Source organism: Actinosynnema sp. CA-299493 (assembly GCF_050946825.1).
In the GTDB taxonomy this organism is placed as follows: domain Bacteria; phylum Actinomycetota; class Actinomycetes; order Mycobacteriales; family Pseudonocardiaceae; genus Actinosynnema.
The window spans coordinates 7,128,825-7,154,240 of sequence record NZ_CP191993.1 but is presented as its reverse complement, the minus strand read 5'-3'; the positions used below and the strand labels follow the sequence as shown (position 1 = coordinate 7,154,240).

Here is a 25,416-nt window from a genome sequence, read left to right as displayed (position 1 = left end):
CGCGAGGGTCGCGCAGCGGGTTGCGCTTGGTGGGCGCCGTCACGAACCGTCCTCCTGGATTGCCTCGACGAGCTGCGCGAGCCCGGCGACGCGGTCGGTCAGGTGCAGCCGCAGCACCGGTCGGCCGCGCTCGGCGAGCACCTGGCCGTCGCCCAGCGCCTGGGCCAACTGCAACGTGCTGAGGTCGTAGGGCCTGCCCGGCACGTCCAACCGCGTCTCGGACGCGCCGGTCAGCTGCAGGAACACGCCGTTCTGGTGACCGCCCTTGTGGTACTGGCCGGTCGAGTGCAGGAACCGCGGCCCCCATCCGAAGGTGGCCTGCAGGTGTGAACGCTGCGCCAACTCCGGGCGAACGAGGGCGAACGACGCGTCGTCCACCCGGTCGAGGTAGGCCTGCACGGACAGGTAGCCGTGCTCCGGCGCGGCGGCGACGAGCGCGCGCAACGCCTCGGTGACCGTCTTCACGTCCGCCGGCAGCCAGCCCTCGCTCGGGTACGCCTCGATCGGACCGTCCACGAAGGCCGGTTCGACGGGCGACGCGGCCGGGGCGTCCAAGAGGGACCGGGACGCCTTCTTCGCCGCCTCGACGTCGGGCTGGTCGAACGGGTTGATCTCCAGCACCCGGCTCACCAGCGCGGTCGCGTACTCCCAGAGGAGGAACTGTGCGCCGAGCGAGCCCTCGACCGCGATGGTCGACGAGCCGGTGGCCGGTCCGATCGCGACGGTCGTGGCGTCCGTGCGGGCGTCCACGAACCCGGGCGCGCCCGGACCCTCGACCACCACGGGCAGCAGGCCGGTGCCGTTCTTGCCGGTCGACTCGGCGATCAGCTGCTCGGCCCAGTCGCCGAACCCGGCGATGCCCGAGCCGGTGTCGGCGAGCACGACCTTCTCCGCGCCGTGCGCGTGCGCCACCGCGAACGTCGCCGCCAGCACCACCGCCGGGTTGTCCGGCGAGTCGGCCGACACCAGCGGCGCGGCCGACGCCGCCTCGTCCAGCAGCTTGCCGACGTCCGCGCCCGCCAGGCCCGACGGCACCAGGCCGAACGCGGTCAGCGCCGAGTACCGGCCGCCGACGTGCGGGTCGGCCAGGAACACCTTGCGGTAGCCCGCCTCCCGCGACGCCGCCTCCAGCGGCGAGCCCGGGTCGGTCACTACGACGATGCGGGACGCCGCGTCGACGCCCTCGGCGGTGAACGCCGCCTCGAAGATCCGCCGGTGGCTGTCGGTCTCGACGGTGCCGCCCGACTTGGACGACACCACCACGACCGTGCGCCGCAGGTCGCCCGCCAGCGCCTCGGCCACCTGGCCGGGGTCGGTGGTGTCCAGCACCACCAGCGGGACACCCGCCGTGCCCGTGATCACCTCGGGCGCGAGCGACGAGCCGCCCATGCCGGCGAGGACCACGCGGTCCACGCCTTCGGCGAGCAGCTCGTCGCGCAGCGCGGTGATCTCCGCGACCAGCGGGCGGGACGTCTCGTGCAGCGTCGTCCACGCCAGGCGGATCGACGCCTCCGACTCCGCGTCGGCGCCCCACAGGGTGGCGTCCCCCGCGGTGAGCCTGCTCGGCGCCGAATCCCGGACCAGGTCGCCGACGACGGTGTCGACCTGGTTCTGGTTCGGCGTGCGGACGATCTCCACGGAGATCACCTCGGTCATGTCAGTCCTGTCCGTTCCCGGGCTCTCAGCCCTTGGCCTGGTCCAGCTGTCCGGTCACCGTGTCGAGCAGTTCGGCCCACGACTTCTCGAACTTGTCGACGCCCTCGGTCTCCAGCGCGACGAACACGTCGTCCAGGTCGATGCCGACCTCGACCAGCCCGTCGAAGACCTCCTGCGCCCGTGCCGCGCGGCCGGTGACCGCGTCGCCCTCGATCTTGCCGTGATCGGCGACGGCGTGCAGCGTCTTCTCCGGCATCGTGTTGACTGTGTCGGCTACGACGAGCTGGTCGACGTACCTCGTGTCGGAGTACTGCGGGTCCTTCACGCCGGTGGACGCCCACAGTGGACGCTGCGCGCGGGCGCCCGCGGCGGCCAGCGCCTCCCAGCGCTCGCCCCGGAACGTCTCCTCGTACGCCGCGTAGGCCAGCACCGCGTTCGCGATGGCGGCCTCGCCGCGCAGCCCGGCCGCCGCCGGGGTGCCCAGCGCGTCGAGCCGCTTGTCGATCTCGCTGTCCACCCGGGACACGAAGAACGACGCCACGGAGTGCAGGCCGTGCAGGTCGTGCCCGTTGGCCCTGGCCTGCTCCAGGCCCGCGATGAACGCCTCCATCACGTGCCGGTAGCGCTCGACGGAGAAGATCAGCGTCACGTTCACGCTGATGCCCTCGGCGAGCACCCGGGTGATCGCGGGCAGGCCCGCGACCGTGGCCGGGATCTTCACCAGCAGGTTCGGCCGGTCCACGGCCTTGGCCAGGTCGAGCGCCTCGGCGACGGTGGCCTCGGTGTTGTTCGCCAGCCGCGGGTCGACCTCGATCGACACGCGGCCGTCGACGCCGTCGGTGGCGGTGTAGATGTCGCGGAACAGGTCGCACGCGTTGCGCACGTCCGTGGTGGTGATCTCGCGGACGGCGGCGTCGGTGTCGGCGCCGCGCGCGGCCAGCTCGCGCACCTGCGCGTCGTAGGCCGAACCCTTGGACAGGGCCGCGGCGAAGATCGTCGGGTTGGTGGTCACGCCCACCACGTGCTGCTCGGCGATCAGGCCGGACAGGTTGCCGGAGTCCAGCCGCTCGCGGGACAGGTCGTCCAGCCAGATCGACACGCCCGCGTCGCTGAGCGCGGCCAGCGGATTGGTGCTCATCTCGTCAACTCCCCTGAAGTTCTCTACTTGGTCCGGGCCAGCGAGCGGCGGGCCGCCGCGACGACGTTCTCCGTCGTGAACCCGAACTCGCGGAACAGCGTCTGGTAGTCCGCCGAGGCACCGAAGTGCTCGATGGACACGATCTCGCCCGCGTCGCCCGCGAACCGGTGCCACGGCTGGGCGATGCCCGCCTCGACCACCACGCGCGCCTTCACCGACGACGGCAGCACCTGCTCCTGGTAGCCCTTGTCCTGCGCGTCGAACCACTCGACGCTGGGCATGGACACCACCCGGGCGGCGATGCCCTCGGCCTCGAACACGCGCCGGGCCTCCACCGCGATCTGCAGCTCCGAGCCGGTCGCGATGAGGATCAGCTCCGGCTCGGCGTCGCCCTCCAGCACGTACCCGCCGCGCGCCACGCCCTCGGTGGCCCGCTCCTTGGTCCCGTCGAGCACCGGCAGGTTCTGCCGGGTCAGCGCGATGCCCTTCGGGCCTTCGGCGTGCTCGATGACGGCGCGCCACGCGGCGGCCGTCTCGTTCGCGTCACCGGGGCGCAGCACGGTCAGCCCCGGGATCGCGCGCAACGCGGCCAGGTGCTCGATCGGCTGGTGCGTGGGGCCGTCCTCGCCGAGGCCGATGGAGTCGTGCGTCCACACGTAGACGACCGGGGACTTCATCAGCGCCGCCAGCCGGACCGCCGGGCGCATGTAGTCGCTGAACACCAGGAACGTGCCGCCGTACGGGCGCGTCGGGCCGTGCAGCGCGATGCCGTTGAGGATCGAGCCCATGGCGTGCTCGCGGACGCCGAAGTGCAGCGTGCGGCCGTACGGGCTGGTCTTCCACATCTTGGTGGAGATCGACTCCGGGCCGAACGACTCGACGCCCTTCATCGTGGTGTTGTTCGACTCCGCGAGGTCGGCCGAGCCGCCCCACAGCTCCGGCAGCACGTCCTTGAGCGAGTTCAGCACCTCGCCGGACGCCTTGCGCGTCGCCACGCCCTTCGGGTCCGGGTCCCACGACGGCAGCGCGTCGGCCCAGCCCTCGGGCAGCTCGTTGGCGACCAGGCGGTCCAGCAGCGCCTTGCGCTCCGGGTTCGCCTCGGCCCACGCGTCGAACGACTTCTGCCACTCCGACTTGGCCGCCTCGCCGCGCTTGACCACCGCGCGGGTGTGCTCCAGCACCTCGTCGGAGACCTCGAACGTCTGCTCCGGGTCGAAGCCCAGGATGCGCTTGACCTCGGCGACCTCGTCGCCGCCCAGGGCGGAGCCGTGCGCCGCGCCGGTGTTCTGCTTGGTCGGCGCCGGGTAGCCGATGATCGTGCGCAGCAGGATGAACGACGGGCGCTCGGTCTCGGCCTTCGCGTTCTCCAGCGCCTCGATGATGCCGGCGACGTTCTCGCCGCCCTCGACGACCTGCACGTGCCAGCCGTAGGCCTCGTAGCGCTTCGCGGTGTCCTCGGACAGCGCGATCGTGGTGTCGTCCTCGATGGAGATCTTGTTGTCGTCGTAGACCACCGTCAGGTTGCCCAGCTTCTGGGTGCCCGCCAGGGACGACGCCTCGGACGTCACGCCCTCCTCGATGTCGCCGTCGGAGGCGATCACGAAGATCTCGTGGTCGAACGGGCTCTGCCCGACCGGCGCGTCCGGGTCGAACAGGCCGCGCTCGCGGCGCGCGCCCATCGCCATGCCGACGGCGGAGGCCAGGCCCTGGCCCAGCGGTCCGGTGGTGATCTCCACGCCGTTGGTGTGCCGGTGCTCGGGGTGGCCGGGGGTCTTGGAGCCCCACGTGCGCAGCGCCTTGAGGTCGTCCAGCTCCAGGCCGTAGCCGTTGAGGAACAGCTGGACGTACAGGGTGAGGCTCGAGTGGCCCGCGCTGAGCACGAACCGGTCGCGGCCGATCCAGTCGGCGTCGGCCGGGTCGTGCCGCATCACGCGCTGGAACAGCGCGTACGCGAGCGGCGCGAGGCTCATGGCGGTGCCGGGGTGGCCGTTGCCGACCTTCTGCACGGCGTCCGCGGCCAGGACGCGGGCGGTGTCCACCGCGCGCTTGTCGAGGTCGGTCCAATCTTCGGGCAGGTGGGCTTCGGTCAACCGGGCGATGTCATCGGTGACGGACACTGACTTCCAGCTCCAAACTCACTAGGCGGCGGTTGTGACGGCCGGCGTGAACTTAATCGATCCCGTCAGGCCCGATCCGCGGCTACCAAGGTCCGCCGGCCAGCCTAGTCCGACTAGCGGACGCTCGTGGCACGCACGCTCTGTGGGTGTACGCACAAGGGTGGTTGGTGCGTTCCGGGAGTACCCGAACGGGCTGCTCGAACACCACGCGGTTACCATCGGTTCATCCCCAGACCTGACGAGGAGCGCGACGCCATGAGTGCCGTCACCGAGGCTCCGGCGCGGTCGCCCCGGCAGGTCGTCGGCGCCTACGTGGCGCTGACCAAGCCACGGGTGATCGAGCTGCTGCTGATCACCACCATCCCGGCGATGCTCCTGGCCGCCCGCGGCCTGCCGCCGCTGTGGCTGATCGCGTGCACCCTCGCGGGCGGCACCCTGGCCGCGGGCTCGGCGAACGCGCTGAACTGCTACGTCGACGCCGACATCGACTCGGTGATGAAGCGGACCAGCGCCCGGCCGCTGGCCAAGGACGCCATCCCGCCGCGCAACGCGCTGATCTTCGGCATCGTGCTCGGCGTCGTGTCCTTCGGGTTCCTGTGGCTGACCACGAACCTGATGTCGGCCGTGTTCGCGGTGGCCACGATCCTGTTCTACATCTTCGTCTACACCCTCGTGCTCAAGCGCCGGACCTCGCAGAACATCATCTGGGGCGGCATGGCCGGCTGCATGCCGGTGATCATCGGCTGGTCCTCGGTGACCGGCACCGTGGCGTGGCCCGCGCTGGTGATGTTCGGCGTGATCTTCTTCTGGACGCCGCCGCACACGTGGGCGCTCGCGATGAAGTTCAAGGAGGACTACGCGCGCGCCGGCGTGCCGATGCTGCCGGTGGTGGCGACGGCGCAGCAGGTCACCCGTCAGATCGTCATCTACTCGTGGATCACGGTCGGGTGCACCCTGCTGCTGGCGCCGGTGACCTCGTGGATCTACGTCGCGATCGCGGCGGCGTCGGGTGTGTGGTTCGCGGTGTTCGCCCACCGGCTGCACGGTGTCGTGCGGCGCGGTGGGTCGACGAACACGATGAAGTTCTTCCACCTGTCGAACCTGTACCTGATGCTCGTGTTCTGCGGCTTGGCCGTGGACGCGGTGGTGGGCCTGCCGGTGCTCGGCCGGCCGTTCTGAGCCTCATGCACTTTCCGCATATTTGCGGATAACGACCGGAAGCCGCAGGTCGGGACCGGTGCGGCGAAGTTCATTCGATCGGGTGGGGCCTACGACACCGCGACCGTGAACCGCCGGCTCAAGGACCTCGCGCCGACCGCCCTGGCTGTTCGCCCTGCCGGTGCTCGTCGCGGTCGGCGGCGCGATGGCCGCGGGCATGTCGGCGCCTTGGAGCTGAGCCCCGCTGCCGAAGCGGCTCCAGCGCACACCGGGACCACGTCCGCGACCACCGCGTCGTGTCGTCCGATCAGGACAGCGTGAAGTTCGACCTGGTGGTCTGGGAGAAGTAGCTCCTACGGCACCGCCGACAGCAGTTCGGTGACGGTGGGGTCGTCCAGCGACTCCACGATGCACGACCACAGCTCCAGGTTCGCCGTGGCCCACCGCGAGTAGGTGGCCGCCGCCTCCGGGTCGTAGAAGTAGTAGCCCGCGTCGTGCTTGCCCCGCTGCTCGCCGACGATCTTGTGCGCCAGCTCCTTCAGCGTGATGCCGTTCTCCTCGAGGTACTTGGGCGCGAGCACCACCGGCGTCACCGGCAGGGCCTTGAACAGCGTGTCCGCGTCGGACAGCGCCTGCGCCTCGAGCGAGATGTCGCGGTGGCGGGTGCGCATCTCGGCCTCCTCGACCACGGCGTCCACCCGCGCCGCGACGTCGTCCGGCACGCCCGCGCGCGCCAGGATGTCCAGCCGCAGCCGCCTGCCGTCCACCGGCAGCGAGTTGCGCCTGACCATGTAGTTCACGTCGTGGACCAGGGCGGCCACTTCGACCAGCGTCACGTCCGAACCGTTGCGCCGGGCGAAGTGGACGGCCTTGTCCCGCACGAAGCTGACGTGGTGCCAGCCGTGGAACTGGAGCTTCGCGGCGAGGTCGCGGCACAGTCGCCACACCTCGCCCCGCACCTCGGAGATCGCCTGCGCCGTGACTGCCTTCGTGACAGTACTCATTGGACCCTCCCGTGCCGGGTGGGCCGATGGTAGGTGCGCGCGAAGATCGTTGGCGCGGGTTACAGGTTGTTCGTCAGCACCTCCAGCCTCGCCTCGACCGGCACGTGCCGGTGGCTGGTCCCGGTGTCGGGGTCGTAGCTGAGGCTCCACGGGCTGACCGCGCGCGACTTGACCAGGAAGGTCATGGTGTCGTCGGCGGCCTTCGGGATGCGGTGGAACTCGTGCGCGAGCATCGTGCCCGAGGCGCCCTCACGTGCCTCGGCGCTGCGCAGCAGGGTGGTGGACACGATCTGCCTGCCGTCGTCGGCCACGTCCGCGGTGAAGCGCTCGTGCAGGTAGGAGCCCGACAGGATGGTGGTGCAGAAGTGGTAGCGGTGGTTGTGGATGGAGTCGGCGTAGCCCGGTCGCCAGTCACGCTGCGGCTTGTACTCGTGCAGCCAGAACGTGAACGGCTCGGCGGGCTCGTCCCGCAGGCACCACGCGAAGTGGGTGGTCGTCTCGCGGGACCTGGCCACGACGCGCATCTCGTCCTGCGGTGAGAGGGCGCGCAGGTGCCCGCGCAGCCTCTCCCGCAGGCCGGGTCGGCCCGCCCACTCCTGGAAACGCCTCTCGACGTGTCCCCAGTGGTCGACGACAGGGGGGTCGGCCACGGCGATGAGCGTGGCGAGCTCCGCGAGGGCGGAGAACCCGGTGAACTCGGTGAGCACGACTTATCAGCTCCCCAGCTGAGCGGAGGCGGAGAATTCTTTGCGGAATCGGTGGAACTTCTCCTCGAGCGAGCGGAACCCGTCCTCGGTGAGCGGGTTGCCGGTGATCTTCTCGAACAGGGCGAGGAAGTCCGCCCGACTGGTGCCCGGCGTGATGACGATGTGGAGCCCTGCCTTGGAATTGCTGATGCGCAGGAACTCGGCGCGTTCCATCCCGTAGATGAACGAGCCCTCCGCGAACCGCACCGTGCGCGGGTACAGGCGGATCACGCCCGCGCTGGTGTTGCTGTAGAGGGTGAGCCACACGCTGTCGTCGAACAGCTCCAGTCGGTCCAACGGCGGGTCGGACACGATCGTCAGGTCGATCCGCGAGCACCGGCCGCGGGCCAGGAACAAGCCCACCAGACCGATGGAGATCTGCTCGCGCAACCTCTCGGCGATCGCGTCGTAGTCGCCGTCCACGCCTTCGTTGCGAAGCAGGTACCGAGCGCGCCCGCTGATCGCGTCGTCGTCCCGTGGATCAGCCAGGACGGCTCTGAGCTCGCACTCCGACTGCGACAGCAGCAGCCGGCCGGCCGCGTAGCGACCCGCGAAGCCGCGGAACACGTACAGCCGCGTGCGTTCCAGGTCCTGCATCATGACCTGGTTGAACGCCGGGTCGGGTCGCGCGGTCGGCTCGAACACGTGAGTGGGGAAGAACTCGCGGTCCAGGGCCCGGTACTCGGCGGTGAGGTCGCGGAGCGCCCGGCGGCTCTCCTCCACGACCGGCGTGATCAACGCCCGTTGCGCGGCCGAATTGGTGATCAACGTCTGCCCGAAACCGACCACGGCCGAGATCAGGGTGCCGGTGCCGACCGACGTGAGGAACGTGCGCAGCGCTCCTTGATCCATTGTGCTGGAAATAGCCAGACTGCTGCCGGAAGTGACGACCAGGCTCAGCAGGAGCAGTCCTGTTCTGGTCCAGAACAATTCTTGTAACAGGTTGCTGCGGACGCCCTTCGGCTCCGCGGACACGAGGTCACCTCCTTGGTGGGCACTCGAACGGCCGAATGCTCTCGGTATGCGATCAAGTGCGCGCAGTTACTGTACGCGCGCGCGAGCAACGGCGGAAGCGGTAATTAGTGGCACATTTGCGGATTGTTTCGTAGATCGACAGCAGCGCACCGTGATCGGCGTTGGGCCTGCCGGTGGGGTCGCGACGCGCCACGCGGGGGTGAACCCTAAGCTCGGCAACCATGCGTACTGTCGGCCGTACGGCCCTGGCCCTCGTCTCCTTGTTGTCCGCCGGTCTGGCGCTGACCGCGTGCACCGCTAGCGACCGGCCGTCCACCCTGACCACCACCCCGTCCGCGACCGCCGACCAGCCGGAGGCGCGGCCCACCGAGGCCGACCTGCCCGAGCCGAGCGGTCCGCCGTGCGAGGTGGCGCAGTACCAGGTGACCGGCGCGGCGGGGGAGAAGCCGACGATCACCGTCCCGACCGGCTGCACGCCGCAGGACGGTCTGGTGGTCGAGGACCTGACCGAGGGCGTCGGCGCGGAGATCAAGCCCGGCTCCAGCGCCCAGCTGCACTACGTGCTGGCGACGTTCCGCGACCAGCGGACCCGTGAGGCGTCCTGGGACGGCGGCGAGCCGTTCGAGCTGACGAACATCGGCCAGGCCAGCGTGATCCAGGGCTGGAACGAGGGCCTGATCGGGCTCAAGGAGGGCGGTCGCCGGCTGCTCGTCGTGCCGTCGGACAAGGGTTACCCGAACGGCAAGGGCGACATCCAGCCCGGCGAGACGCTGATCTTCGTGGTCGACGCGGTCAAGGTCACGGGCTGAGCCGACCGCCGGGAGAGCGTGGCGGAAGGGCGGTCCCGTGCCGGGGCCGCCCTTCCGCGCGTCCGGGCCGGCGCCCGTCTGCGCTCATCGGTCCCTGTCGGTGCTCGTCGGGGTCGGGGCAGGAGCAGCGTCAGGGCAGGAGCAGCAGCTTGCCGGTGGAGCGGCGGGCCTCCAGGTCCTCGTGCGCCCGCCGTGCCTCGGCCAGCGGGTAGCGCCCGCCGATCCGCACCTTCAGCGAACCGTCCAGCACGGCGGCGAACAGCTCGCCGGTCCGCCACCGCCGCTCCTCGGGGGTGGCCAGGTGCGCGCCCAGCGACGGCCGGGTCAGGAACACCGAACCCGCGTGGTTGAGCCGCAGCGGGTCGAACGGCGGCACCGCCCCGCTGGACGCGCCGAACAGCGCCAGCGTGCCGCGCGGCTTCAGGCTGGCCAGGCTCCCGTCGAACGTCGTCTTGCCGACGCCGTCGTACACGGCCGCGACGCCCGCGCCGTCGGTCAGCCGCCGCACCTCGGGCACGAAGTCCACCCGGTCGTACCTGATCACCTCGTCGGCGCCGGCCTCGCGCGCCAACGCCTCCTTCTCCTCGGTGGACACCGTGCCGATCACCCGCGCGCCCCGTGCCTTGGCCAACTGCACCAGCAGCAGCCCCACACCGCCGGCGGCGGCGTGCACGAGCACCGTGTCACCCTTCTGCGCCGGGTACGTGGACGCGACCAGGTAGTGCGCGGTCAAGCCCTGGAGCAGCAACGCGCCCGCTGTGTCGTCGTCCACGCCCTCGGGCACCGGCACCGCGTCCTCGGCCGGCACCACGGTCTGCTCCGCGTAGCTGCCGATGGTCTGCGCCCAGGCCACCCGGTCGCCCACGGTGAAGCCGGTGACGTCCGGGCCGACCGCGCTCACCCGGCCGACGCCCTCCTGCCCCGGACCGAACGGCAGGGCCAGCGGGTAGCGGCCCTCGCGGTGGTAGCAGTCGATGAAGTTCACCCCGGCGGCGGCCACGTCCACCAGCAGCTCGCCCGCGCCGGGCGTCTTCGCCTCGACGTCGGTGAACTCCAGCGCTTCCGGCCCGCCGGTCGCGCGCACCACCACTGCCTTGGGCATCTGTCGTCCTCCTGGTCGCTCTGTCCGTACGTCAGTACGCCAACCGCCGCGGCGGCCGGCCTGTTCCGCGTCGGGTCGCCGCTCCCGGCTCGTCTCACCTGCCGAGAGCGACCTTGCGCGCCAGCCCGAGCGGCAACGCGCCCGCGCCCGCGATGGTGTCGTGGAACTCGCGCAACGACCCGGTGTGCTCGGCCCGGATGCGCTCGATCTCCAACGCGCCGGTCAGGTACGACGGCGCCTGCGTCGGCCAGGCGCAGTACCGGCTGACCTCGCCGGCCGCCGTCCCCGGCGTGAGCGACGCCTTCGTGCTCATGAACACCTCGGCCTCCTCGACCGTCATCTCGCCGCAGTGCAGCGCGGTGTCCACGATCATCCGCGCCGCGCGGAACAAGCGCGCTTCGACGTGCGCCAACTCCTGCGCCCGCGCCTTGGCCGCGTCGCCGACGACCTCGGCGGTGAAGTAGCCGTGCTCGCGCAGCAGCTTCTCCGCGTACAGCGCCCAGCCCTCGGAGAAGTACGGCGTGCGGAACACCTTGCGCACCGGCCGGTCCTGCGCGGCCAGCCACGACAGGTGCCAGTGGTGGCCGGGGTACGCCTCGTGCACCGCGATCGTGGCCAGCTGGGCGCGGGAGTTCGTGCGCAGCCGCTGGGTGGTCTGCTCGGCGGTGAACCCGTCCGGCGGGAACGGCACGAAGAAGTGGCCGGTCCGCTGGTCGGTCAGCGGCGGCGGCGACATGTAGGACGCCACCGACAGGACCGGGCGCTGGAACGTGGGCGACGGCACCACCCGGCACTCCTCGCCCTCGGCGAACGTCACCAGGCCGTGCTCGACCAGGAACGCCCGCGCCCGCCGGGTCTCCGCCTCGTACTCGTCGCGCATCGCCTCCGGCGTCGGCGGGTGGTCGTCCTGGAACGACGCCATCACCGCGTGCCAGTCGTCCGACCCGGCCAGCGCGCGCATCTCGGCGTCCAGCTCGGCGTAGGCGGCCTTGCCCCGCTCGTGCAGCTCCGCCGCGCCGTACCCCAGCACCTCCTGCTCGCGCAGCAGCGTCGAGTAGAGCCCTTCGCCCATCCGCCAGTCGCCCTCGGCCCGGTGGGCGAACCCGTCCAGGAACGCCGCCAGCTCGTCGAACGCCCGCGCGGCCGGTTCGGCGGCCTCGGCCAGCCGTGCCCGCAGCACCGGGTCGGACACCTCGGCGGGCAGCGTGGCGGTCAGGAACGCCCGGCCGGTGCGGGCCTGGTCGGCGGCCCGCTCGACGATCTTCGGCGCGGCCAGCCCCGGGTCCAGGTTCGCCCGGCACGCGGCCAGCACGGCGGGCACCTCGGCGAGCCGCCGCACCACGCTCGCCACCAGCTCCGGCTCCGGCCGCAACCGGTTGAGGAACGCGCTGAACAACGGGTACAGCACCGCGGAGGTGTACACGGACGGGTCGCGCCGCCACGCCGGCCACGTCGCCTTCGCCCGCACACCGCGCAGCACGGCGACGACGAGGTCGCGGTCCACCGAGCCCTGGAGGTCGTCGGCCTCGACCGCGGCGAACCGGTCGAGCCACGCGTCCGCGCCGCGCTCGTACTCGGTGAACGCGTCCGCGCTGAAGTCGCCGAGGGTGTGGTCGTGGGCGAGCGAGCCGAGCATCGCGGCGTTGCCCGGGTTGCGGTCGAAGTGCCACGCGAGGAACTGTTCGACCAGGTGGGTGAGGTGCGGGGTATCGGTCACGACCCGCAAGCTACCTCGCGACCGCGAGGTCCGGGAGCCGGCGGAAATTCCCTGGGCCTCCGCCCGTCGGCGCTCTAGGTTCTCCTCGTCCGCCAGAGGGAGAACGGCCGTGAAGCACAACAACCCGGAATTCGCCGAGATCGCCCGACGCGCCACGATCCTGCGCACGCAGGTGGGTTCGGGCGTGCACGGGACCGCCATCGAGGGCACCGACGACCGCGACGAGATGGGTGTGTGCGTCGAGCCGCCGGAGTTCGTGATCGGGCTGCGCCGCTTCGAGCAGTACATCCACCGCAGCGCCGAGGAGCGCACGGGCGTGCTGAACACGCCGTCCGCCGCGGGTGACCTGGACCTGGTCGTCTACTCGTTGCGCAAGTGGCTGCGCCTGGCGTTGCAGGGCAACCCGACCGTGCTGCTGCCGCTGTTCGCGCCCGAGCACGAGATCGTCTCCGTCACCGACCTGGGGCGTGACCTGCGCGACAACGCGGACATGATCGTGTCCCGGCTGGCGGGGCGGCGGTTCATCGGCTACCTGCACAGCCAGCGCCGGCGCATGGTCGAGGGCACGGTGGCCAGGCGCGTCAACCGGCCCGAACTGGTGGCGCGGCACGGCTACGACACGAAGTTCGCGGCGCACATGGTGCGGTTGGGCGTCCAGGGCGTCGAGCTGCTGGAGACCGGCCGGATCACGCTGCCGATGCCGGAGCCGTGGCTGACCTGGATCCGCGACCTGCGGCAGGGCCGGCACACCCGGCAGGAGGCGATGGACGCGGCCGAGTCGTTGGAGGCGCGGTTGGAGGAGCTGACCGCGGATTCCGCGCTGCCCGAGCGGCCCGACCACGCGCGGGCCGACAAGTGGCTGGTGGAGGCGTACGAGTCGGTGTGGTCGACGGTGTGGTCGTCGTCCTGACCGAGGTCGTGAGTGCGGTCACGTGCGCGGAAGTTACCGACAGGTTCTAGTCTGGCCGACGTGGCAGAGGACAAGAAGATCGGGCGCGCGGTGAAGACGGCGACGGCGTTCGTGGCCGCGCACGGCAAGCCCGCCCGGGCGGTCGTGGAGAACGTCGGGCGGGCCGGCGCGCGGGTCGTGCTGGTCGGCGACGACGGCGCCATGGGCGACGTGGTGCTGCCGGACGTGGCGTCGGCGGAGGCGCTGGTCGAGGCCGTCCCCGACCTGGAGCGGCACGAGTGGGATCGGGAGACGACGGCCGCGGTGAAGATCGGACCGGCGCACCGGCGGAAGATGGCCGGCCGGTGAAGGTCGTCTTCGCGACCTGCGACGCGCTGCCCGCCGGCGACGGCGACGACGACGCCCTGGTGGAGGCCCTCGCCGACGTCGGCGTGCACGCGTCGTGGGCGGCGTGGGGCACGCCGGCGTCGGCCGACCTGGTCGTGCTGCGGTCCACCTGGGACTACCCCGAGCGGCTGCCGGAGTTCCTGGCGTGGTGCGACGCCGAGCCCGCGCTGGCGAACCCGGCGTCCGTGGTGCGGTGGAACACCGACAAGACCTACCTGGTCGACCTGGCGCGCCACGGCGTGCCGGTCGTGCCGACGGCGGTGGCCGGGCCGGGCTTCGCCGACTGGCCGGACGGCGAGTTCGTGGTGAAGCCGACCGTCGGCGCGGGGTCGCGGGGAGCGCTGCGCGTCGCGGCCGGCGACCACGCGACGGCCGCCGCGCACCTGGCCGCCCTCGGCGTGCCCGCGCTCGTGCAGCCGTACCAGTCGCACGTGGACTCCGTCGGCGAGACCGCGATGGTCTTCCTGGGCGGCCAGTACTCGCACGCGTTCACCAAGGGCGCCATGCTCACCCCGGACGCGGAGTACGACGAGTCCGGGCTGTACATCGTGGAACGCCTGACCGGCGCGACGCCGTCACCCGCGCAACGCCGGGTCGCCGAGGACGTCCTGGACGCCGCCGCCACGCTGACCGGCCTGCGCCGCCCCGACTTCCTCTACGCGCGGGTGGACCTGATCCCGGGCCCCGACCACGCGCCGCTGCTGCTGGAACTCGAACTGGTCGAACCCTCCCTGGGCTTCCGCCACACCGACACCACCGCCCCGCTCCGCTTCGCCTCCGCGGTCCGCGCGGCCCTCGCCCGGCGCTAGTCGGGCAGCCGCGCCAGCGCCTCCTCCAGTTCGGCGATCACCGGGTGGCCCGCGCTGAACCGCTCGCGCGCGACCGCGAGGACGTCCCGGTACTCCGCCTCCGCTTCGGCCCGCCGGCCCCCGGCGAGCAGCGCGGCGGCCAGCGTCGCACGCGTCCTGAGAGTGCCGAGTTGCTCCGGTCCCCACACCCGGACCGCGGTGACCACCAGGTCGCGGCACGCCGCCACGGCTTCGGTGCCCCGCCCTGTGGCAGCCATGACCTGCACCAGGTGTCGCCGGGTGATCAGCGTGGACGGGTGGTCGGCGTCGAGAACCCGTTGGCGGATCGCCAGCACCTCCCTGTACTCGGCTTCCGCGTCCTCGATTCGGCCCATGTCGCGCAGCACTCGCGCCAGATTGTTCCGGCTGATCAAAGTGCCGCCGTGCTCCGCGCCCTGCACCCTGGTGCGTGCCAAGACCACTTCGCGGTGCTCGGCTTCCGAGGATTCCAGGTCTCCGCTCAGTCCTCGGGCATGGGCGAGGTTCTGCCAGGCGATGAGGGTGTCCGGGTGGTCGGCACCGAGCGCGTGGCGGCGAGCAGCGAGCACGGCCTCGTACTCGGTCACCGCCCTCTCGAAGTCACCTCGGTCGAGGAGGATGCCGTTGGCGTTGTGCCGGGTTTCCAAGGTGTCGCGGTGCTCGGGCCCAAAGAGACGAGTGCGGGCGGTCAGCACTTCGCGGTACTCGGCGGACGCATCGTCCAGCCGGCCAAGGGCGCGCAGCGTGCCGGCTAGTCGGTGACGGGTGCGCAGTGTCTCGGGGTGCTCCGGACCCAGCACCGCCGTGCGGGTCGCCAGCACCTCTTGGTACAGCGTCATCGCAGAGGTGTGGTCTCCCCTCCGGTCCACCACCATCGCGAGGTCGTGCTGGGTGGTGAGCGTCTTCGGGTGGCCGGCGCCGAGCACCTCGGTCCGGGCAGCCAGCACCTCCCGGTACTCCTGTTCCGCTTTGACCACCGCCGAACGCCGGTGCAGCGCCCCGGCGACGCCGTGTCTCGCGTCAAGGGTGGCCGGGTGGGTCGGGCCGAACAACCGCGAGGTGACTTTGTGCGCCAGGAGGTGCAGCTCTTCACACAGCACGTACTGGCCGGCGGTCCGGGCGAACAGTCCCGCGCGCTGGTGCACGCGTGCTCCTACCTCGTCGTGCTCGTGCTCGGCCGCGCAATGGGGCAACAACATGCGCCAGCGCGGCCACCTGCTCACGTCATCCGGGTCGAGGCCCTCTGTCGCGCCGTCCAGCACGGACAGCCGGGCCGACCGGTACTGCGCCGCGTGGTCCAGCGCGTCGGCCTGGTGCCGGTTGATCTCCCGCAACAGCGGGTGGAGCACGATCGCGTCCGGGCTCTGGTCGGCCAACCCGATGCCCAGCAGCGCGCTGAGGGTGTCCGCCAGCCGCTGCGGCGTGAGCCCCGCGAACACCGGAGATCCGGCCAGGCGTGTCGCGTCGAGCAACGCGTACGGCACCGGCGCGGCGGCCAGCGTGGACAGGAACCTGAGCAACGGCCGGGCGAACGGGTGCCCGCGTTCGGCGAGCAGGTCCAGTGACAGCTCCCAGGTGCGGCTGAGCACCTGCCGCTCGTGCCGCGACCCCACGCTCACCGCCTCGGTCAACTCGACGAACCGGGCGGCCAGGGCCGCGGAGTACTCGCGGAAACCACGCGGCACGGACAAACCCGGCAACGCGGGGCTGCGCGCGGTCGACTCCAGGTAGGTGCCCGCCAGTCGCAGCGCCAGCGGCGAGCCACCCAGCTGCGCGGTCAGGGCCCGCGCCTCGGCGGCCGTGCCCGCGTCCGGCGCGAGGTCGAGCAACACCGCCGCGCCGTCGTCGTCGGCCAACTGCCGCACCGGCAACAGCACCGCACGCCTGCCCCACGTCGCGGTCCCGCCGTCCCGGCTCGTGACCAGCACGGTCCGCCCGGGACCGGGGCGCCGCAGCCACCCGCGGCCCTCGGCCGCCGCGCCCAGCACCCCCGGGTCGTCGGCGTTGTCCAGCACCAGCAACCACGGCGAAGCGACCCGGTCGAGTTCCCGCCACAGCAGGTCGGGCGCCGACATCTCACCGGACCACGCCGCGCGGACGGCCTCCGCGTTCGCGCCCGCCCGCAGCGCGACCTCACGCAGCCCTTCGCCGACCGCGGCGGCGCTGGTGGCGTCGACCCACCAGACCTCGGCCTGGCCGCGGACCTGTTCGGCCAGCGCCAGCGCCAAGGTCGTCTTGCCGTTGCCGCCCGCGCCCTGCAGGACCACCACGTCGCCGCCGGAGCGCACCCGCGAGCCCAGCTCGGCCAGCAGCTCAGCCCGGCCGCGCACCTGGTGGTCGAGCTGCCCGGACGGCACGGCGACCGAACCCCGTCCCGGTTGCGGCGCCGGCGCGTGCCGGTGGACGTGGATGTCGCGGCCGGCCTGGACGACGTCCGCCGAACCCGACGCCACCGCGGCCTGCCGCACCTCTAAGTCGTCCACCACCACGCTCCGCTCCGCCGGGACACCCCGTTGTGGTTCGGGATATCCCGGCGCGGGCGCGCGGTGTTACTTCAGGCCGGAGCCGATGCCGGTCAGCGACCGGACCTCCATCTCGGCCTGCTTGACCGGGTCGGCCTTCTCCTTGCTCAGGACCGTGCCGAGGTAGCCGCACACGAACGAGAACGGGATGGACACCAGGCCCGGGTTGCTCAGCGGGAACCAGGCGAAGTCGACGTCGGGGAAGATCGAGGACTTCGCGCCGGACACGGCGGGGGAGAAGGCGAGCAGGAAGACGCACGACCCCAGCCCGCCGTACACCGCCCACAGCGTCCCCGGCGTGTTGAACCGCTTCCAGAACATCGAGTAGATGATCGTGGACAGGTTCGCCGACGCCGCCAGCGCGAACGCCAGGGCCACCAGGAACGCCACGTTCTGCCCGTTGGCCGCGATGCCGCCGACGATCGCCAGCAGGCCGACCACCACCGCGGTCAACCGGGCGACCCGGAGCTCCGACCGCGGGTCCGCCTGACCCCGCTTGATCACGTTCGCGTACACGTCGTGCGCGAACGACGCCGACGCCGTCAACGTCAGACCGGCCACCACCGCCAGGATCGTCGCGAACGCCACCGCGCTCACCACGCCGAGCAGCACCGCGCCGCCGACCTCGTAGGCCAGCAGCGGCGCGGCCGAGTTCTCGCCGCCGGGCGCGGCCGAGATCTCCTTCGAGCCGACCAGCGCCAGCGCGCCGAACCCGATCACCAGCGTGCACAGGTAGAAGGTGGCCATCATCCAGGTCGCCCACACCACCGACCGGCGCGCCTCGCGGGCGTTCGGCACGGTGTAGAACCGCATCAGCACGTGCGGCAGCGACGCGGTGCCGAGCACCAGGGCCAGCGCCAGGGAGATGAAGTCGAGCCGGCTGGTCGGGGTGCCGCCGTAGCGCACGCCCGGCTCCAGCACCTCCGGCCCGAGCGGCGTGTTCCGCGACGCCGTCTCCAGGATCGCCGACAGGCTGAAGCCGAACTTGCCCAGCAGGAACACCGTCAGCAGCGTCACGCACATGATCAGGAAAACGGCCTTGATGATCTGCACCCAGGTGGTGCCCTTCATGCCGCCCACCAGCACGTACAGCACCATGACGATGCCCACCACGGCGATGATCACCGACTGGCCGACCTTGCTGTGCACGTCCAGCAGCAGCGCCATCAGCGCGCCCGCGCCGGCCATCTGCGCGATCATGTAGAACAGCGAGATCACCAGGGTCACGTTGGCCGCCGCGGCGCGCACCGGGCGTTGCCGCATCCGGAACGCCAGCACGTCGCCGAGGGTGAACCGGCCGGTGTTGCGCAGCCGCTCCGCGATGATCATCAGGCCGAGCAGCCAGGACACGACCCAGCCGATCGAGTACAGGAACCCGTCGTAGCCGTTGACCGCGATGCTGCCGGAGATGCCGAGGAACGACGCGGCGGACAGGAAGTCGCCCGACAGCGCGATGCCGTTCTGCGGCCCGGTGAAGCTGCTGCCCGCCGCGTAGTAGTCCGACGCGGTGGCGTTGCGGCTGCCCGCCCGGTACACGATGTAGAGGGTGATCAGCACGAAGACGCCGAAGACGCCGAGGTTGATCGTGGTGTTGCCGCCCATCAGGCCCGGTCCTCCGCGGTGAGCGCGCGGACCGCGTCGACCTGCGGGTCGAGCGTGCGCCGCGCGTAGCGGGCGTAGCCCAGCGTCAGCGCGATGGTGGAGGCGAACTGGAGCAGCCCGAACAGCAGCCCGACGTTGATCACGCCCCACACCGGCGTGCCCATGAAGTCGGGCGCGTACGCCGACAGCGCGACATAACCCAGGTACCACAGCAGGAACCCGCACGTCGCCGGCACCACGAAGATCGTTATCCGCCGGCGGAGCTCGCGGAAATCAGCGCTCGCCTGTAGCGCGACGAAGTCCGGGTCGCCCGCTTCGTCGACCAACAGGGAAGACCCGGGGTCGTCGAAAGTGGCGAAGCCGCGCCCGCCGCGAGCGGGTCTGGAATCCGTCGGAGGCAGGATCGCCTTCGTCATCAATCCTCCACGGGGATTTGCCTCGCCGAGCACGCGGATGCGCGGCCGCCGGCGAGCGCTCAGCGTAACCGCGCTGCGCCGCCAGTCAACGACGTGCCGCCAACGGTCGTGTCACCGCTGCTCAGTCGGTGCCGGACCGTTGTCTCGATTGGCATCCGAGGCGCCCGGGGTGGTCACGCTGCGCCGATCGGATGAGGACCTACCGCAAGGTCGTTGTCCCACGCCTGTCCACCACCTACTATCCGCCCAGCAACATCACGCTCGTCGATCATCAATGCGTCGACGTCGTTCAACTTCGAAACAACTACGGACTTTCCGGGGCTTGTCTGGTGACTGGCGACAACAACGCGCGCGGGCAGTGGTGGAGCGCCGTCGCGGACTGGCGGAATTGGCGTCTGCCGGTCAAGCTCGCCGCCGTGCTGGCGGTGCCCGTGCTCGTCGCCGTCGGCGCGGGCGTGGTGCAGATCCGCGGGTACGTCAAGAGCGCCGACACCTACTCTTCGATGCAGCGCATCGTCACGCTGCGTGCCGGCATCGACCCGCTGATCGCGGGCGTGCAGGCGGAACGCGCGCGGTCGGCGCAGCGGACCGAGGGGACGGGCGTGCCCGAGGCCGAGTTCCGGGAGCTGACCCGCGCCACCGACAACGCCACCGCCGGCGTGCGGAACCTGATGGAGCGCACCACGACCCTCGGCGAGGTCGCCAACGCCCGGTTCCGCGACGTGGTCGTCCAGCTCGACGGCCTGCCCCAGCTGCGCGAACGGGTGGTGTCGGGCAGCGTCGACCTGGAAGGCGGCATCGGCGGCTACACCGTGGTGCTGCGCGCCCTGCTCGACTTCGACCAGGCCATGGTCGGCGACTTCGGCGACCCGGCGCTGTCCGGCACCGCGACCGCGCTGCACAACCTCGCCATGGCCGGTGAGCAGGTGTCCTGGCAGCACGCGACGGTGCAGGCGGGCATCAGCCGCGTCCGGCTGCTCGACTCCGAGGTCACCGCGCTGGAGCAGTCCTACACCCGCCAGCAGGACAAGCTGGCCGACTTCTCCGCCGTCGCCACGCCGCAGCAGCAGGCCGACTACCGCAGCACCGTGGCGGGCCCGGACGTCGACCTCCGCAACAGCCTGTTCCAGCAGATCCGCACCAACTCCACCGCGGTGGAGCTGTTCGTCAAGGCCGACGCCTGGAACCTCGGCTCGGAGGCCACCCTCCGGCAGCTCGGCATCGTGCTGCGGTCGCTGGAGGGCCAGCTGACCGCCGCCGCGAGCCGGTTGCAGGACTCCACCAGCGACCGGGCGGGCGCGGCGTCGGTGATCCTGCTCGCCTCGATGTTCGCCGCCGCCGCGGTCGGCTACGTCGTCGGCAGCTACCTGCTGCGCTCCCTGCGCGCGCTGCGCACCGCCGCGCTGGACGTCGCCGAGCACCGCCTGCCCACCCTGGTGGCGCAGCTGCGGGAGAACGCCGCGCACGACGTGAGCGTGACGCCGGTGCCCGTGCACACCAGGGAGGAGTTCGGCCAGCTGGCGCGCGCGTTCGACGCGGTGCACCGGCAGGCGGTCAGCTCCGCCGCCGAGCAGGCCGACCTGCGCACCGGCATGCGCAACGCGTTCATCAACCTGTCCCGCCGCAGCCAGGGCCTGGTGGAGCGGCAGCTCAAGCTCATGGAGGAGCTGGAGCGGCAGGAGGAGAACCCCGAGCAGCTGGCGAACCTGTTCAAGCTGGACAACCTCGCCACCCGGATGCGCCGCAACAACGAGAACCTGATGGTGCTCTCCGGCAGCGACGTGGCCCGCCGCTTCACCCGGCCGGTGCCGCTGGGCGACGTGCTGCGCGCCGCCGCGTCCGAGATCGAGCAGTACCAGCGGGTCGTCGTGCAGGCCACGCCGTCGGTCGAGGTCGTCGGCTACGCCGCGGGCGACCTGGTCCGGCTGGTCGCCGAGCTGCTGGACAACGCCACCGCGTTCTCGCCGCCGCGCACCCAGGTGGTCGTCGGCGGCCGGGCCCGGCCGGGCGGCGGCGTGTTCGTCGACGTGGTCGACCTCGGCGTCGGCATGTCGGAGGAGGACCTGGCGCAGGCCAACCGCCGGATCGCGCTGGCCGCCTCGGAGGACTCCGGCGAGCTGCCCGTGTCGCGCCAGCTCGGCCTGTACGTGGTCGGCAGGCTCGCCGGGCGGCACGGCATCGACGTGTCGCTGCGCGAGCAGGGCGACGGGCTGCGCGCGGTCGTGGCGCTGCCCGCCGAGCTGGTCCGCGCCACCGGCCCGACGCCGGCCCGCGTGCCGGCCGCGCAGCCGTCCATCCCGTCGCCGTCCATCCCGCAGCCGGCTCTCCGCACCGCCGGCGCCCAGCCCTACTCCACCGGTCCGCAACCCGCCCTGCCACGCACCGCCGGCACCCAGCCCTACTCCACCGGCCCTCAGCCCGCGCTGCCGCGTGCCGCGGGTTCGCCGTCTCCGTCGACCGGGCCGCAACCTGCTCTGCCGCGTGCCGCCGTGCCACCGCCGGTCCTGCCGCAACCGGTCCTGCCGCCCGCCGCGCCGCTGAAGGACGACGGGTGGACGCCCTTCCGGGGGCGCACCGTCGACGAGCAGCACGCCACACCGTCGGCCCCCGCGCCGCCCACCGCCACACCACCCGGCACGACACCGCCCGGCACCACACCGCCCGCCACGTCGGCGTCCGCGCCGCGGCGGACGGCCTCGACCTGGTTCGGCGGCGCACCGGCGCCTTCCGGACCCGCGCCGACCGGACCGGCGCCCGTCGGACCGGCGCGCACCGGACCGGCGGAACCGGCGCGGCACCGGGCCGCGGACATCCACGCGCGCGGGGAGGCGCCCGTGAACGACAAGCCCGACCACGACATTCCGGCGGAACTGCCCAAGAGGCAGCCGCGGACCAACCTGGTGGCCGAACGGCCGAGTGCGCCCGACGGGGTGGCACCCGTACGGAGGGATCCGCAGGCGACACGCGGCTTCCTCGCCAGCTACCAGACCGGGATCCGGCAAGGTGTGCGGGGTTCCGGTGAGAATCGAGCGGGGCAGGAGAACGGATGAGCACGCAGAAGTCGCGACAGGTCGACCAGTTCGGCTGGCTGGTGGGCAACTTCGCCGATCGCGTGCCCGGGGTGGCCCACGCCGTGGTGATCTCGGTGGACGGCCTGCTGCTGACCGCGTCCAGCGGGCTGCCCGACGACCGGGCCGACCAGTTGGCCGCGATCGCGGCGGGCGTGGCGAGCCTGACCGAGTCGGCGGCGAGGTGCTTCGACGGCGGCGGCGTGTTGCGCTCCGTGATCGAGATGCAGTACGGGATCATGCTGCTGATGTCCATCAGGGACGGCTCGTGCCTCGCGGTGCTGGCCGCACCGGACGCCGATGTCGGCCAGGTCGCCTACGAGATGACCGTGGTCGTGGACCAGGTCGGCCAGCTCCTGACCCCCGAGCTGCGCGCCCAGCTCCACGGCGCGAAGCGGATGATGGCCCGCCCTTCTGCGTGAGGTGGTCATGGACCGGAACGAGGAGACCGGGGCGTCGGACGAGACGTTCGCCGCCCTGCTCAACGGGTTCAGCCTCGACTCCTCCCGCCGTCGCAAGCAGGAGCAGCCGAAGCCCGAGCAGCACCGGACCGGGCCCGGGGACACCAAGCCCCACCGCCCGGTCTTCGACGACGAGGACGACGTCGAGTACCCGCGCGAGGAGGCGGCGTCGATCGTCCGCGCCTACTCGTGGACCGGTGGCCGGACCACGTCGTCGTTCCAGCTGGAGATCGAGACGCTGGTGTCGGCGGTGGACTGGGACTACCCGGGAGCGATGAAGTCCGAGTACCACGAGGTGATCGCCCTGGTGACGAGGCCGCGGTCGGTGGCGGAGATCGCCGCCCTCCTGCGCCTGCCCCTCGGCGTGGCCAAGGTGCTGCTCGGCGACATGGCCGAACGCGGCCTGATCGACGTCCACCGCACCGCCACCACCGACGGCGAACTGCCGGACCTGGGCCTGATGGAGCGCGTCCTGGCAGGCCTCCGCCGCCTCTAGAACGCGCGAGTCCTACGTTCACGCCGCGAGAGTCCTACGTTCGGAACACCCGAGTTGAACGCTCGGCACGGCGCGCCGCCTTTGCACGATGATCAGCGCACGACCTATCGTGGCTTCAGTGTCGACCGAAGTGCCGGTCGTCGAGCCGAGGGGGTCGGATGAGCGTCGGACGGGAAACACGGCTGTCGGCGTGGATCGAGCGGTTCGCCGCGCACTTCGCCGAGGAGGGCATCCCGCTGATCGGGGGCCGCATCCTCGGCTACCTGCTGGTGTGCCAGCCGACGGAACGGACCGCCGCCGAGCTGTCCCAGGAGCTGGAGGCCAGCAGCGGCTCGATCAGCACGAACCTGAAGTTCCTGGTCAACGCCGGTCTGGTGACGAAGCGGACGCGGCGCGGCAGGCAGGCGGCGCAGTACCGGATCAACGAGAAGCGGTGGGTCGACCTGATCCAGCGCAAGCTGGACGCCATGGTGAGCGTGCGCGAGCTGACCGAGGCCGGGATGCGGCTGATGAGCGGCGACCCGGAACGCGCCGTGCGGCTGCGGACCGTGGACGACCTCTACACGTGGCTGGCGACGGAACTGCCCGCCGTCTGGGACCGCAGGCCCTCGTCCTCGCGCTGAGGCCGTTCGCGGGTCGACACCCACAGGGCGGCGGTGGCGACGACGACCGCGCCGGCACCCAGCACGTGCAGCGAGACCAGCACCTCGGGCACGCCGGTCCAGTACTGGACCATGCCCAGCGCGCCCTGCGACAGCACCACGGCCACGAGCACGTAGTACGGCCGCCGGGGCACGGGGTGGCCGCGCAGCGCGAAGCCCAGCGCGATCACCATGCCGAGGAACAGGAACAGCAGGTCGGCGTGCAGCTGGGACAGCGTGTCCACCGACACGTCCAGGCGAGGGGTCGCCGCGTCGCCCGCGTGCGGCCCGGCGGCGGTGACGAACGTGCCGGCCAGCAGCAGCAGCCCGAGCACGACCGCCTGCACGCCCTGCAACGCCAGCAACGGCCGCGGCACGAGCGGCCGGGCCGGCTCGTCACCCTCGCCCAGCGCCGCGACCAGCAGCACGGCGAACCAGACCAGCGCCATCGACACCAGGAAGTGCACGCTCACCGTCCACCACAGCAGGCCGGTGAGCACGGTGAACCCGCCGATCACGGCCTGCACCACGACGCCGCCGAACTGCACCAGCGCCAGCACCACGACCCGCTTGCGCCGAGGCCGGTTGAACCACGCCGCCAGCACGCACAGCCCGGCGATGACGCCGACCACACCGGTCAGCGTGCGGTTGCCGAACTCGACCCACTGGTGCAGCGACGCCACCTCGGGGTGCTCGACCGGCACGAGGCTGCCCTCGAAGCACTGCGGCCAAGTGGGGCAGCCGAGGCCCGACCCGGTCACCCGCACGATCGACCCGGTGACCGCGATGCCGCCTTGGGCGATCACGACGGCGATGGCGAACGCGCGCTGGAACGTGCTCAGGAAGGTGGTGAACCAGGATGGGACGGACACGACCCGATGGTAGGTACCACCGGCTGAGAACCGCCGTCCGGGGGTGTCACCCGAGCTTCGTGGTCCTCATCGCCAGCGCGCCCGCGGCCACGCCCCAGACCACCAGCACGGCGACGTGCCCCGGCGCCGGCGCGGTCCCGTCGACCACGGCGTCGTGCAGCGCGAGCGCGAGCGCAGCGGACGGCAGCGCGTCCACGACGGTCGCCAGCCACGTCGGCAGGGTGTCCACGCCGAGCGCGACGCCGCCGATGAGCAGCAGCGCGAACCACACGATGTTGGCCAGCGCGAGCACGATCTCCGCCCGCAGCGCGCCGCCGAGCAGCACGCCGAGCGCGCCGAACGACAACGTGCCGAGCACGATCAGCACGGCCGCCCACAGCAGGCCGGTCGCGGACGGCAGCCGCCAGCCCAGCAGCAGCGCGATCACGGCGATGATCACGACCTGCACGGCGACCACGGCCAGGGCCGAGACGACCCGCCCGGCGACGAGCAGCCAGCGGGGCAGCGCGGTCGCCGCGAGCCGCTTGAGCACGCCGTAGCGCCGGTCGAAGCCCAGCGCGATCGCCTGCCCGGTGAACGCGGACGAGATCACGGCCAGCGCGAGGATGCGCGCGGTGGCCGAGCCGACCCGCGGTTCGGGCACCGGGATGACGTCCATGAGGCTCATCGCGACCAGCAGCGCCGCCGGGATGAGCACGGTCAGCAGGATCTGCTCACCGTTGCGCAGGGTGAGCAGGGTCTCGGTGCGGGCCTGGGCGAACAGCATCCGCCCGAGCTTCCCGCGTCCGGGCG

22 protein-coding genes are annotated in these 25,416 nt (G+C 71.9%); 9 read left to right on the top strand and 13 right to left on the bottom strand.

All coding sequences use genetic code 11. The features are described 5' to 3' along the window. Positions 1-39 precede the first annotated feature (39 nt). The 3 genes from ACQPYE_RS29970 to tkt are packed head-to-tail and all read right to left on the bottom strand — an operon-like array spanning position 40 to position 4,911. A complete protein-coding gene (locus ACQPYE_RS29970; protein WP_498716181.1) occupies positions 40-1,656 on the bottom strand; it encodes a phosphoglucose isomerase-related protein in 1,617 nt (538 codons plus the stop codon). A 25-nt stretch (positions 1,657-1,681) separates the two neighbouring features. Then, positions 1,682-2,794: a transaldolase gene (gene tal, locus ACQPYE_RS29965; protein WP_498716180.1), complete on the bottom strand. Its 1,113-nt coding sequence runs from the start codon at positions 2,792-2,794 to the stop codon at positions 1,682-1,684. 23 nt (positions 2,795-2,817) lie between these two features. Further along, positions 2,818-4,911, bottom strand: a complete 2,094-nt coding sequence (tkt, locus tag ACQPYE_RS29960) for a transketolase (RefSeq protein ID WP_498716179.1) — start codon at positions 4,909-4,911, stop codon at positions 2,818-2,820. A gap of 255 nt (positions 4,912-5,166) precedes the next feature. Between tkt and ACQPYE_RS29955 the strand changes: the two genes are divergently transcribed. Further along, on the top strand, positions 5,167-6,090 hold the full coding sequence (locus tag ACQPYE_RS29955) for a heme o synthase (RefSeq protein WP_498716177.1): 924 nt from the start codon (positions 5,167-5,169) through the stop codon (positions 6,088-6,090). 332 nt (positions 6,091-6,422) lie between these two features. Here the strand turns inward: ACQPYE_RS29955 and ACQPYE_RS29950 are convergent, their stop codons facing one another. Genes ACQPYE_RS29950 through ACQPYE_RS29940 form a run of 3 tightly spaced genes read right to left on the bottom strand, consistent with a single transcriptional unit; the run spans position 6,423 to position 8,794 of the window. Further along, positions 6,423-7,073: an HD domain-containing protein gene (locus ACQPYE_RS29950; RefSeq protein ID WP_498716175.1), complete on the bottom strand. Its 651-nt coding sequence runs from the start codon at positions 7,071-7,073 to the stop codon at positions 6,423-6,425. 59 nt (positions 7,074-7,132) lie between these two features. Continuing rightward, on the bottom strand, positions 7,133-7,780 hold the full coding sequence (locus tag ACQPYE_RS29945; RefSeq protein ID WP_498716174.1) for a cupin domain-containing protein: 648 nt from the start codon (positions 7,778-7,780) through the stop codon (positions 7,133-7,135). Positions 7,781-7,786: 6 nt separating this feature from the next. Continuing rightward, on the bottom strand, positions 7,787-8,794 hold the full coding sequence (locus ACQPYE_RS29940; protein ID WP_498716172.1) for a hypothetical protein: 1,008 nt from the start codon (positions 8,792-8,794) through the stop codon (positions 7,787-7,789). Between the two features lie 221 nt (positions 8,795-9,015). Here ACQPYE_RS29940 and ACQPYE_RS29935 point away from each other — a divergent pair, with 221 nt between their 5' ends. Beyond that, the gene (locus ACQPYE_RS29935) at positions 9,016-9,603 is read left to right on the top strand and encodes an FKBP-type peptidyl-prolyl cis-trans isomerase (RefSeq protein WP_498716170.1); all 588 of its coding nucleotides are present in this window, start codon (positions 9,016-9,018) and stop codon (positions 9,601-9,603) included. Positions 9,604-9,733: 130 nt separating this feature from the next. Here ACQPYE_RS29935 and ACQPYE_RS29930 read toward each other — a convergent pair whose 3' ends face one another. After that, positions 9,734-10,705: a quinone oxidoreductase family protein gene (locus tag ACQPYE_RS29930; RefSeq protein ID WP_498716168.1), complete on the bottom strand. Its 972-nt coding sequence runs from the start codon at positions 10,703-10,705 to the stop codon at positions 9,734-9,736. A gap of 94 nt (positions 10,706-10,799) precedes the next feature. Then, on the bottom strand, positions 10,800-12,422 hold the full coding sequence (locus ACQPYE_RS29925; RefSeq protein ID WP_498716166.1) for a DUF885 domain-containing protein: 1,623 nt from the start codon (positions 12,420-12,422) through the stop codon (positions 10,800-10,802). A gap of 109 nt (positions 12,423-12,531) precedes the next feature. On the opposite strand from ACQPYE_RS29925, the gene ACQPYE_RS29920 reads away from it, so the two are divergent. From ACQPYE_RS29920 to ACQPYE_RS29910, 3 genes are read left to right on the top strand one after another with little or no spacing between them, the layout of a single operon-like run. Further along, positions 12,532-13,332 carry a nucleotidyltransferase domain-containing protein gene (locus ACQPYE_RS29920; RefSeq protein WP_498716165.1) on the top strand — a complete coding sequence of 267 codons (801 nt, stop codon included), beginning with the start codon at positions 12,532-12,534 and terminating at the stop codon, positions 13,330-13,332. Positions 13,333-13,392: 60 nt separating this feature from the next. Continuing rightward, positions 13,393-13,680 carry a hypothetical protein gene (locus ACQPYE_RS29915; protein ID WP_498716164.1) on the top strand — a complete coding sequence of 96 codons (288 nt, stop codon included), beginning with the start codon at positions 13,393-13,395 and terminating at the stop codon, positions 13,678-13,680. Then, positions 13,677-14,528, top strand: coding sequence for an ATP-grasp domain-containing protein (locus ACQPYE_RS29910; protein WP_498716162.1), 852 nt, complete (start codon positions 13,677-13,679; stop codon positions 14,526-14,528). The genes ACQPYE_RS29915 and ACQPYE_RS29910 overlap by 4 nt, the downstream gene beginning before the upstream one ends. Here the strand turns inward: ACQPYE_RS29910 and ACQPYE_RS29905 are convergent. The 3 genes from ACQPYE_RS29905 to ACQPYE_RS29895 form a co-directional block, all read right to left on the bottom strand. Then, on the bottom strand, positions 14,525-17,029 hold the full coding sequence (locus ACQPYE_RS29905) for a tetratricopeptide repeat protein (protein ID WP_498716161.1): 2,505 nt from the start codon (positions 17,027-17,029) through the stop codon (positions 14,525-14,527). The genes ACQPYE_RS29910 and ACQPYE_RS29905 overlap by 4 nt on opposite strands. 66 nt (positions 17,030-17,095) lie before the next feature. Continuing rightward, the gene (locus ACQPYE_RS29900; RefSeq protein ID WP_498716160.1) at positions 17,096-18,670 is read right to left on the bottom strand and encodes a monocarboxylic acid transporter; all 1,575 of its coding nucleotides are present in this window, start codon (positions 18,668-18,670) and stop codon (positions 17,096-17,098) included. Next, complete coding sequence (locus tag ACQPYE_RS29895; protein WP_498716158.1) at positions 18,670-19,086, bottom strand: DUF485 domain-containing protein; 417 nt, start codon at positions 19,084-19,086, stop codon at positions 18,670-18,672. Before ACQPYE_RS29895 ends, ACQPYE_RS29900 begins: the two co-directional genes overlap by 1 nt. Positions 19,087-19,415: 329 nt before the next feature. On the opposite strand from ACQPYE_RS29895, the gene ACQPYE_RS29890 reads away from it, so the two are divergent. From ACQPYE_RS29890 to ACQPYE_RS29875, 4 genes are all read left to right on the top strand, one after another. Next, positions 19,416-22,136, top strand: coding sequence for a sensor histidine kinase (locus ACQPYE_RS29890; RefSeq protein WP_498716151.1), 2,721 nt, complete (start codon positions 19,416-19,418; stop codon positions 22,134-22,136). Continuing rightward, positions 22,133-22,576 (top strand): roadblock/LC7 domain-containing protein, encoded by a 444-nt coding sequence (locus tag ACQPYE_RS29885; RefSeq protein WP_033440767.1) that lies wholly within the window; start codon positions 22,133-22,135, stop codon positions 22,574-22,576. The genes ACQPYE_RS29890 and ACQPYE_RS29885 overlap by 4 nt, the downstream gene beginning before the upstream one ends. Before the next feature lie 7 nt (positions 22,577-22,583). Continuing rightward, the gene (locus ACQPYE_RS29880) at positions 22,584-23,111 is read left to right on the top strand and encodes a DUF742 domain-containing protein (protein WP_498716148.1); all 528 of its coding nucleotides are present in this window, start codon (positions 22,584-22,586) and stop codon (positions 23,109-23,111) included. A gap of 158 nt (positions 23,112-23,269) precedes the next feature. Continuing rightward, entirely contained in the window at positions 23,270-23,734 is a 465-nt protein-coding gene (locus ACQPYE_RS29875) for a GbsR/MarR family transcriptional regulator (RefSeq protein WP_123746618.1), read from the top strand. Here ACQPYE_RS29875 and ACQPYE_RS29870 read toward each other — a convergent pair. Together ACQPYE_RS29870 and ACQPYE_RS29865 are read right to left on the bottom strand one after the other, a co-directional pair. Further along, positions 23,671-24,624, bottom strand: coding sequence for a COX15/CtaA family protein (locus ACQPYE_RS29870; protein WP_498716146.1), 954 nt, complete (start codon positions 24,622-24,624; stop codon positions 23,671-23,673). The two genes, ACQPYE_RS29875 and ACQPYE_RS29870, sit on opposite strands and share 64 nt — an antisense overlap. A 46-nt stretch (positions 24,625-24,670) precedes the next feature. Further along, on the bottom strand, positions 24,671-25,390 hold the full coding sequence (locus ACQPYE_RS29865) for an ABC transporter permease (RefSeq protein ID WP_498723010.1): 720 nt from the start codon (positions 25,388-25,390) through the stop codon (positions 24,671-24,673). Positions 25,391-25,416 lie beyond the last annotated feature (26 nt).

Coding starts and splice junctions, on each gene's coding strand:
- ACQPYE_RS29970 (WP_498716181.1), bottom strand. CDS start 1,656: ATGACCGAGGTGATCTCCGTGGAGATCGTCCGCACGCCGAACCAGAAC.
- tal (WP_498716180.1), bottom strand. CDS start 2,794: ATGAGCACCAATCCGCTGGCCGCGCTCAGCGACGCGGGCGTGTCGATC.
- ACQPYE_RS29955 (WP_498716177.1), top strand. CDS start 5,167: ATGAGTGCCGTCACCGAGGCTCCGGCGCGGTCGCCCCGGCAGGTCGTC.
- ACQPYE_RS29950 (WP_498716175.1), bottom strand. CDS start 7,073: ATGAGTACTGTCACGAAGGCAGTCACGGCGCAGGCGATCTCCGAGGTG.
- ACQPYE_RS29935 (WP_498716170.1), top strand. CDS start 9,016: ATGCGTACTGTCGGCCGTACGGCCCTGGCCCTCGTCTCCTTGTTGTCC.
- ACQPYE_RS29930 (WP_498716168.1), bottom strand. CDS start 10,705: ATGCCCAAGGCAGTGGTGGTGCGCGCGACCGGCGGGCCGGAAGCGCTG.
- ACQPYE_RS29900 (WP_498716160.1), bottom strand. CDS start 18,670: ATGGGCGGCAACACCACGATCAACCTCGGCGTCTTCGGCGTCTTCGTG.
- ACQPYE_RS29895 (WP_498716158.1), bottom strand. CDS start 19,086: ATGACGAAGGCGATCCTGCCTCCGACGGATTCCAGACCCGCTCGCGGC.
- ACQPYE_RS29885 (WP_033440767.1), top strand. CDS start 22,133: ATGAGCACGCAGAAGTCGCGACAGGTCGACCAGTTCGGCTGGCTGGTG.
- ACQPYE_RS29880 (WP_498716148.1), top strand. CDS start 22,584: ATGGACCGGAACGAGGAGACCGGGGCGTCGGACGAGACGTTCGCCGCC.
- ACQPYE_RS29875 (WP_123746618.1), top strand. CDS start 23,270: ATGAGCGTCGGACGGGAAACACGGCTGTCGGCGTGGATCGAGCGGTTC.
- ACQPYE_RS29865 (WP_498723010.1), bottom strand. CDS start 25,390: ATGCTGTTCGCCCAGGCCCGCACCGAGACCCTGCTCACCCTGCGCAAC.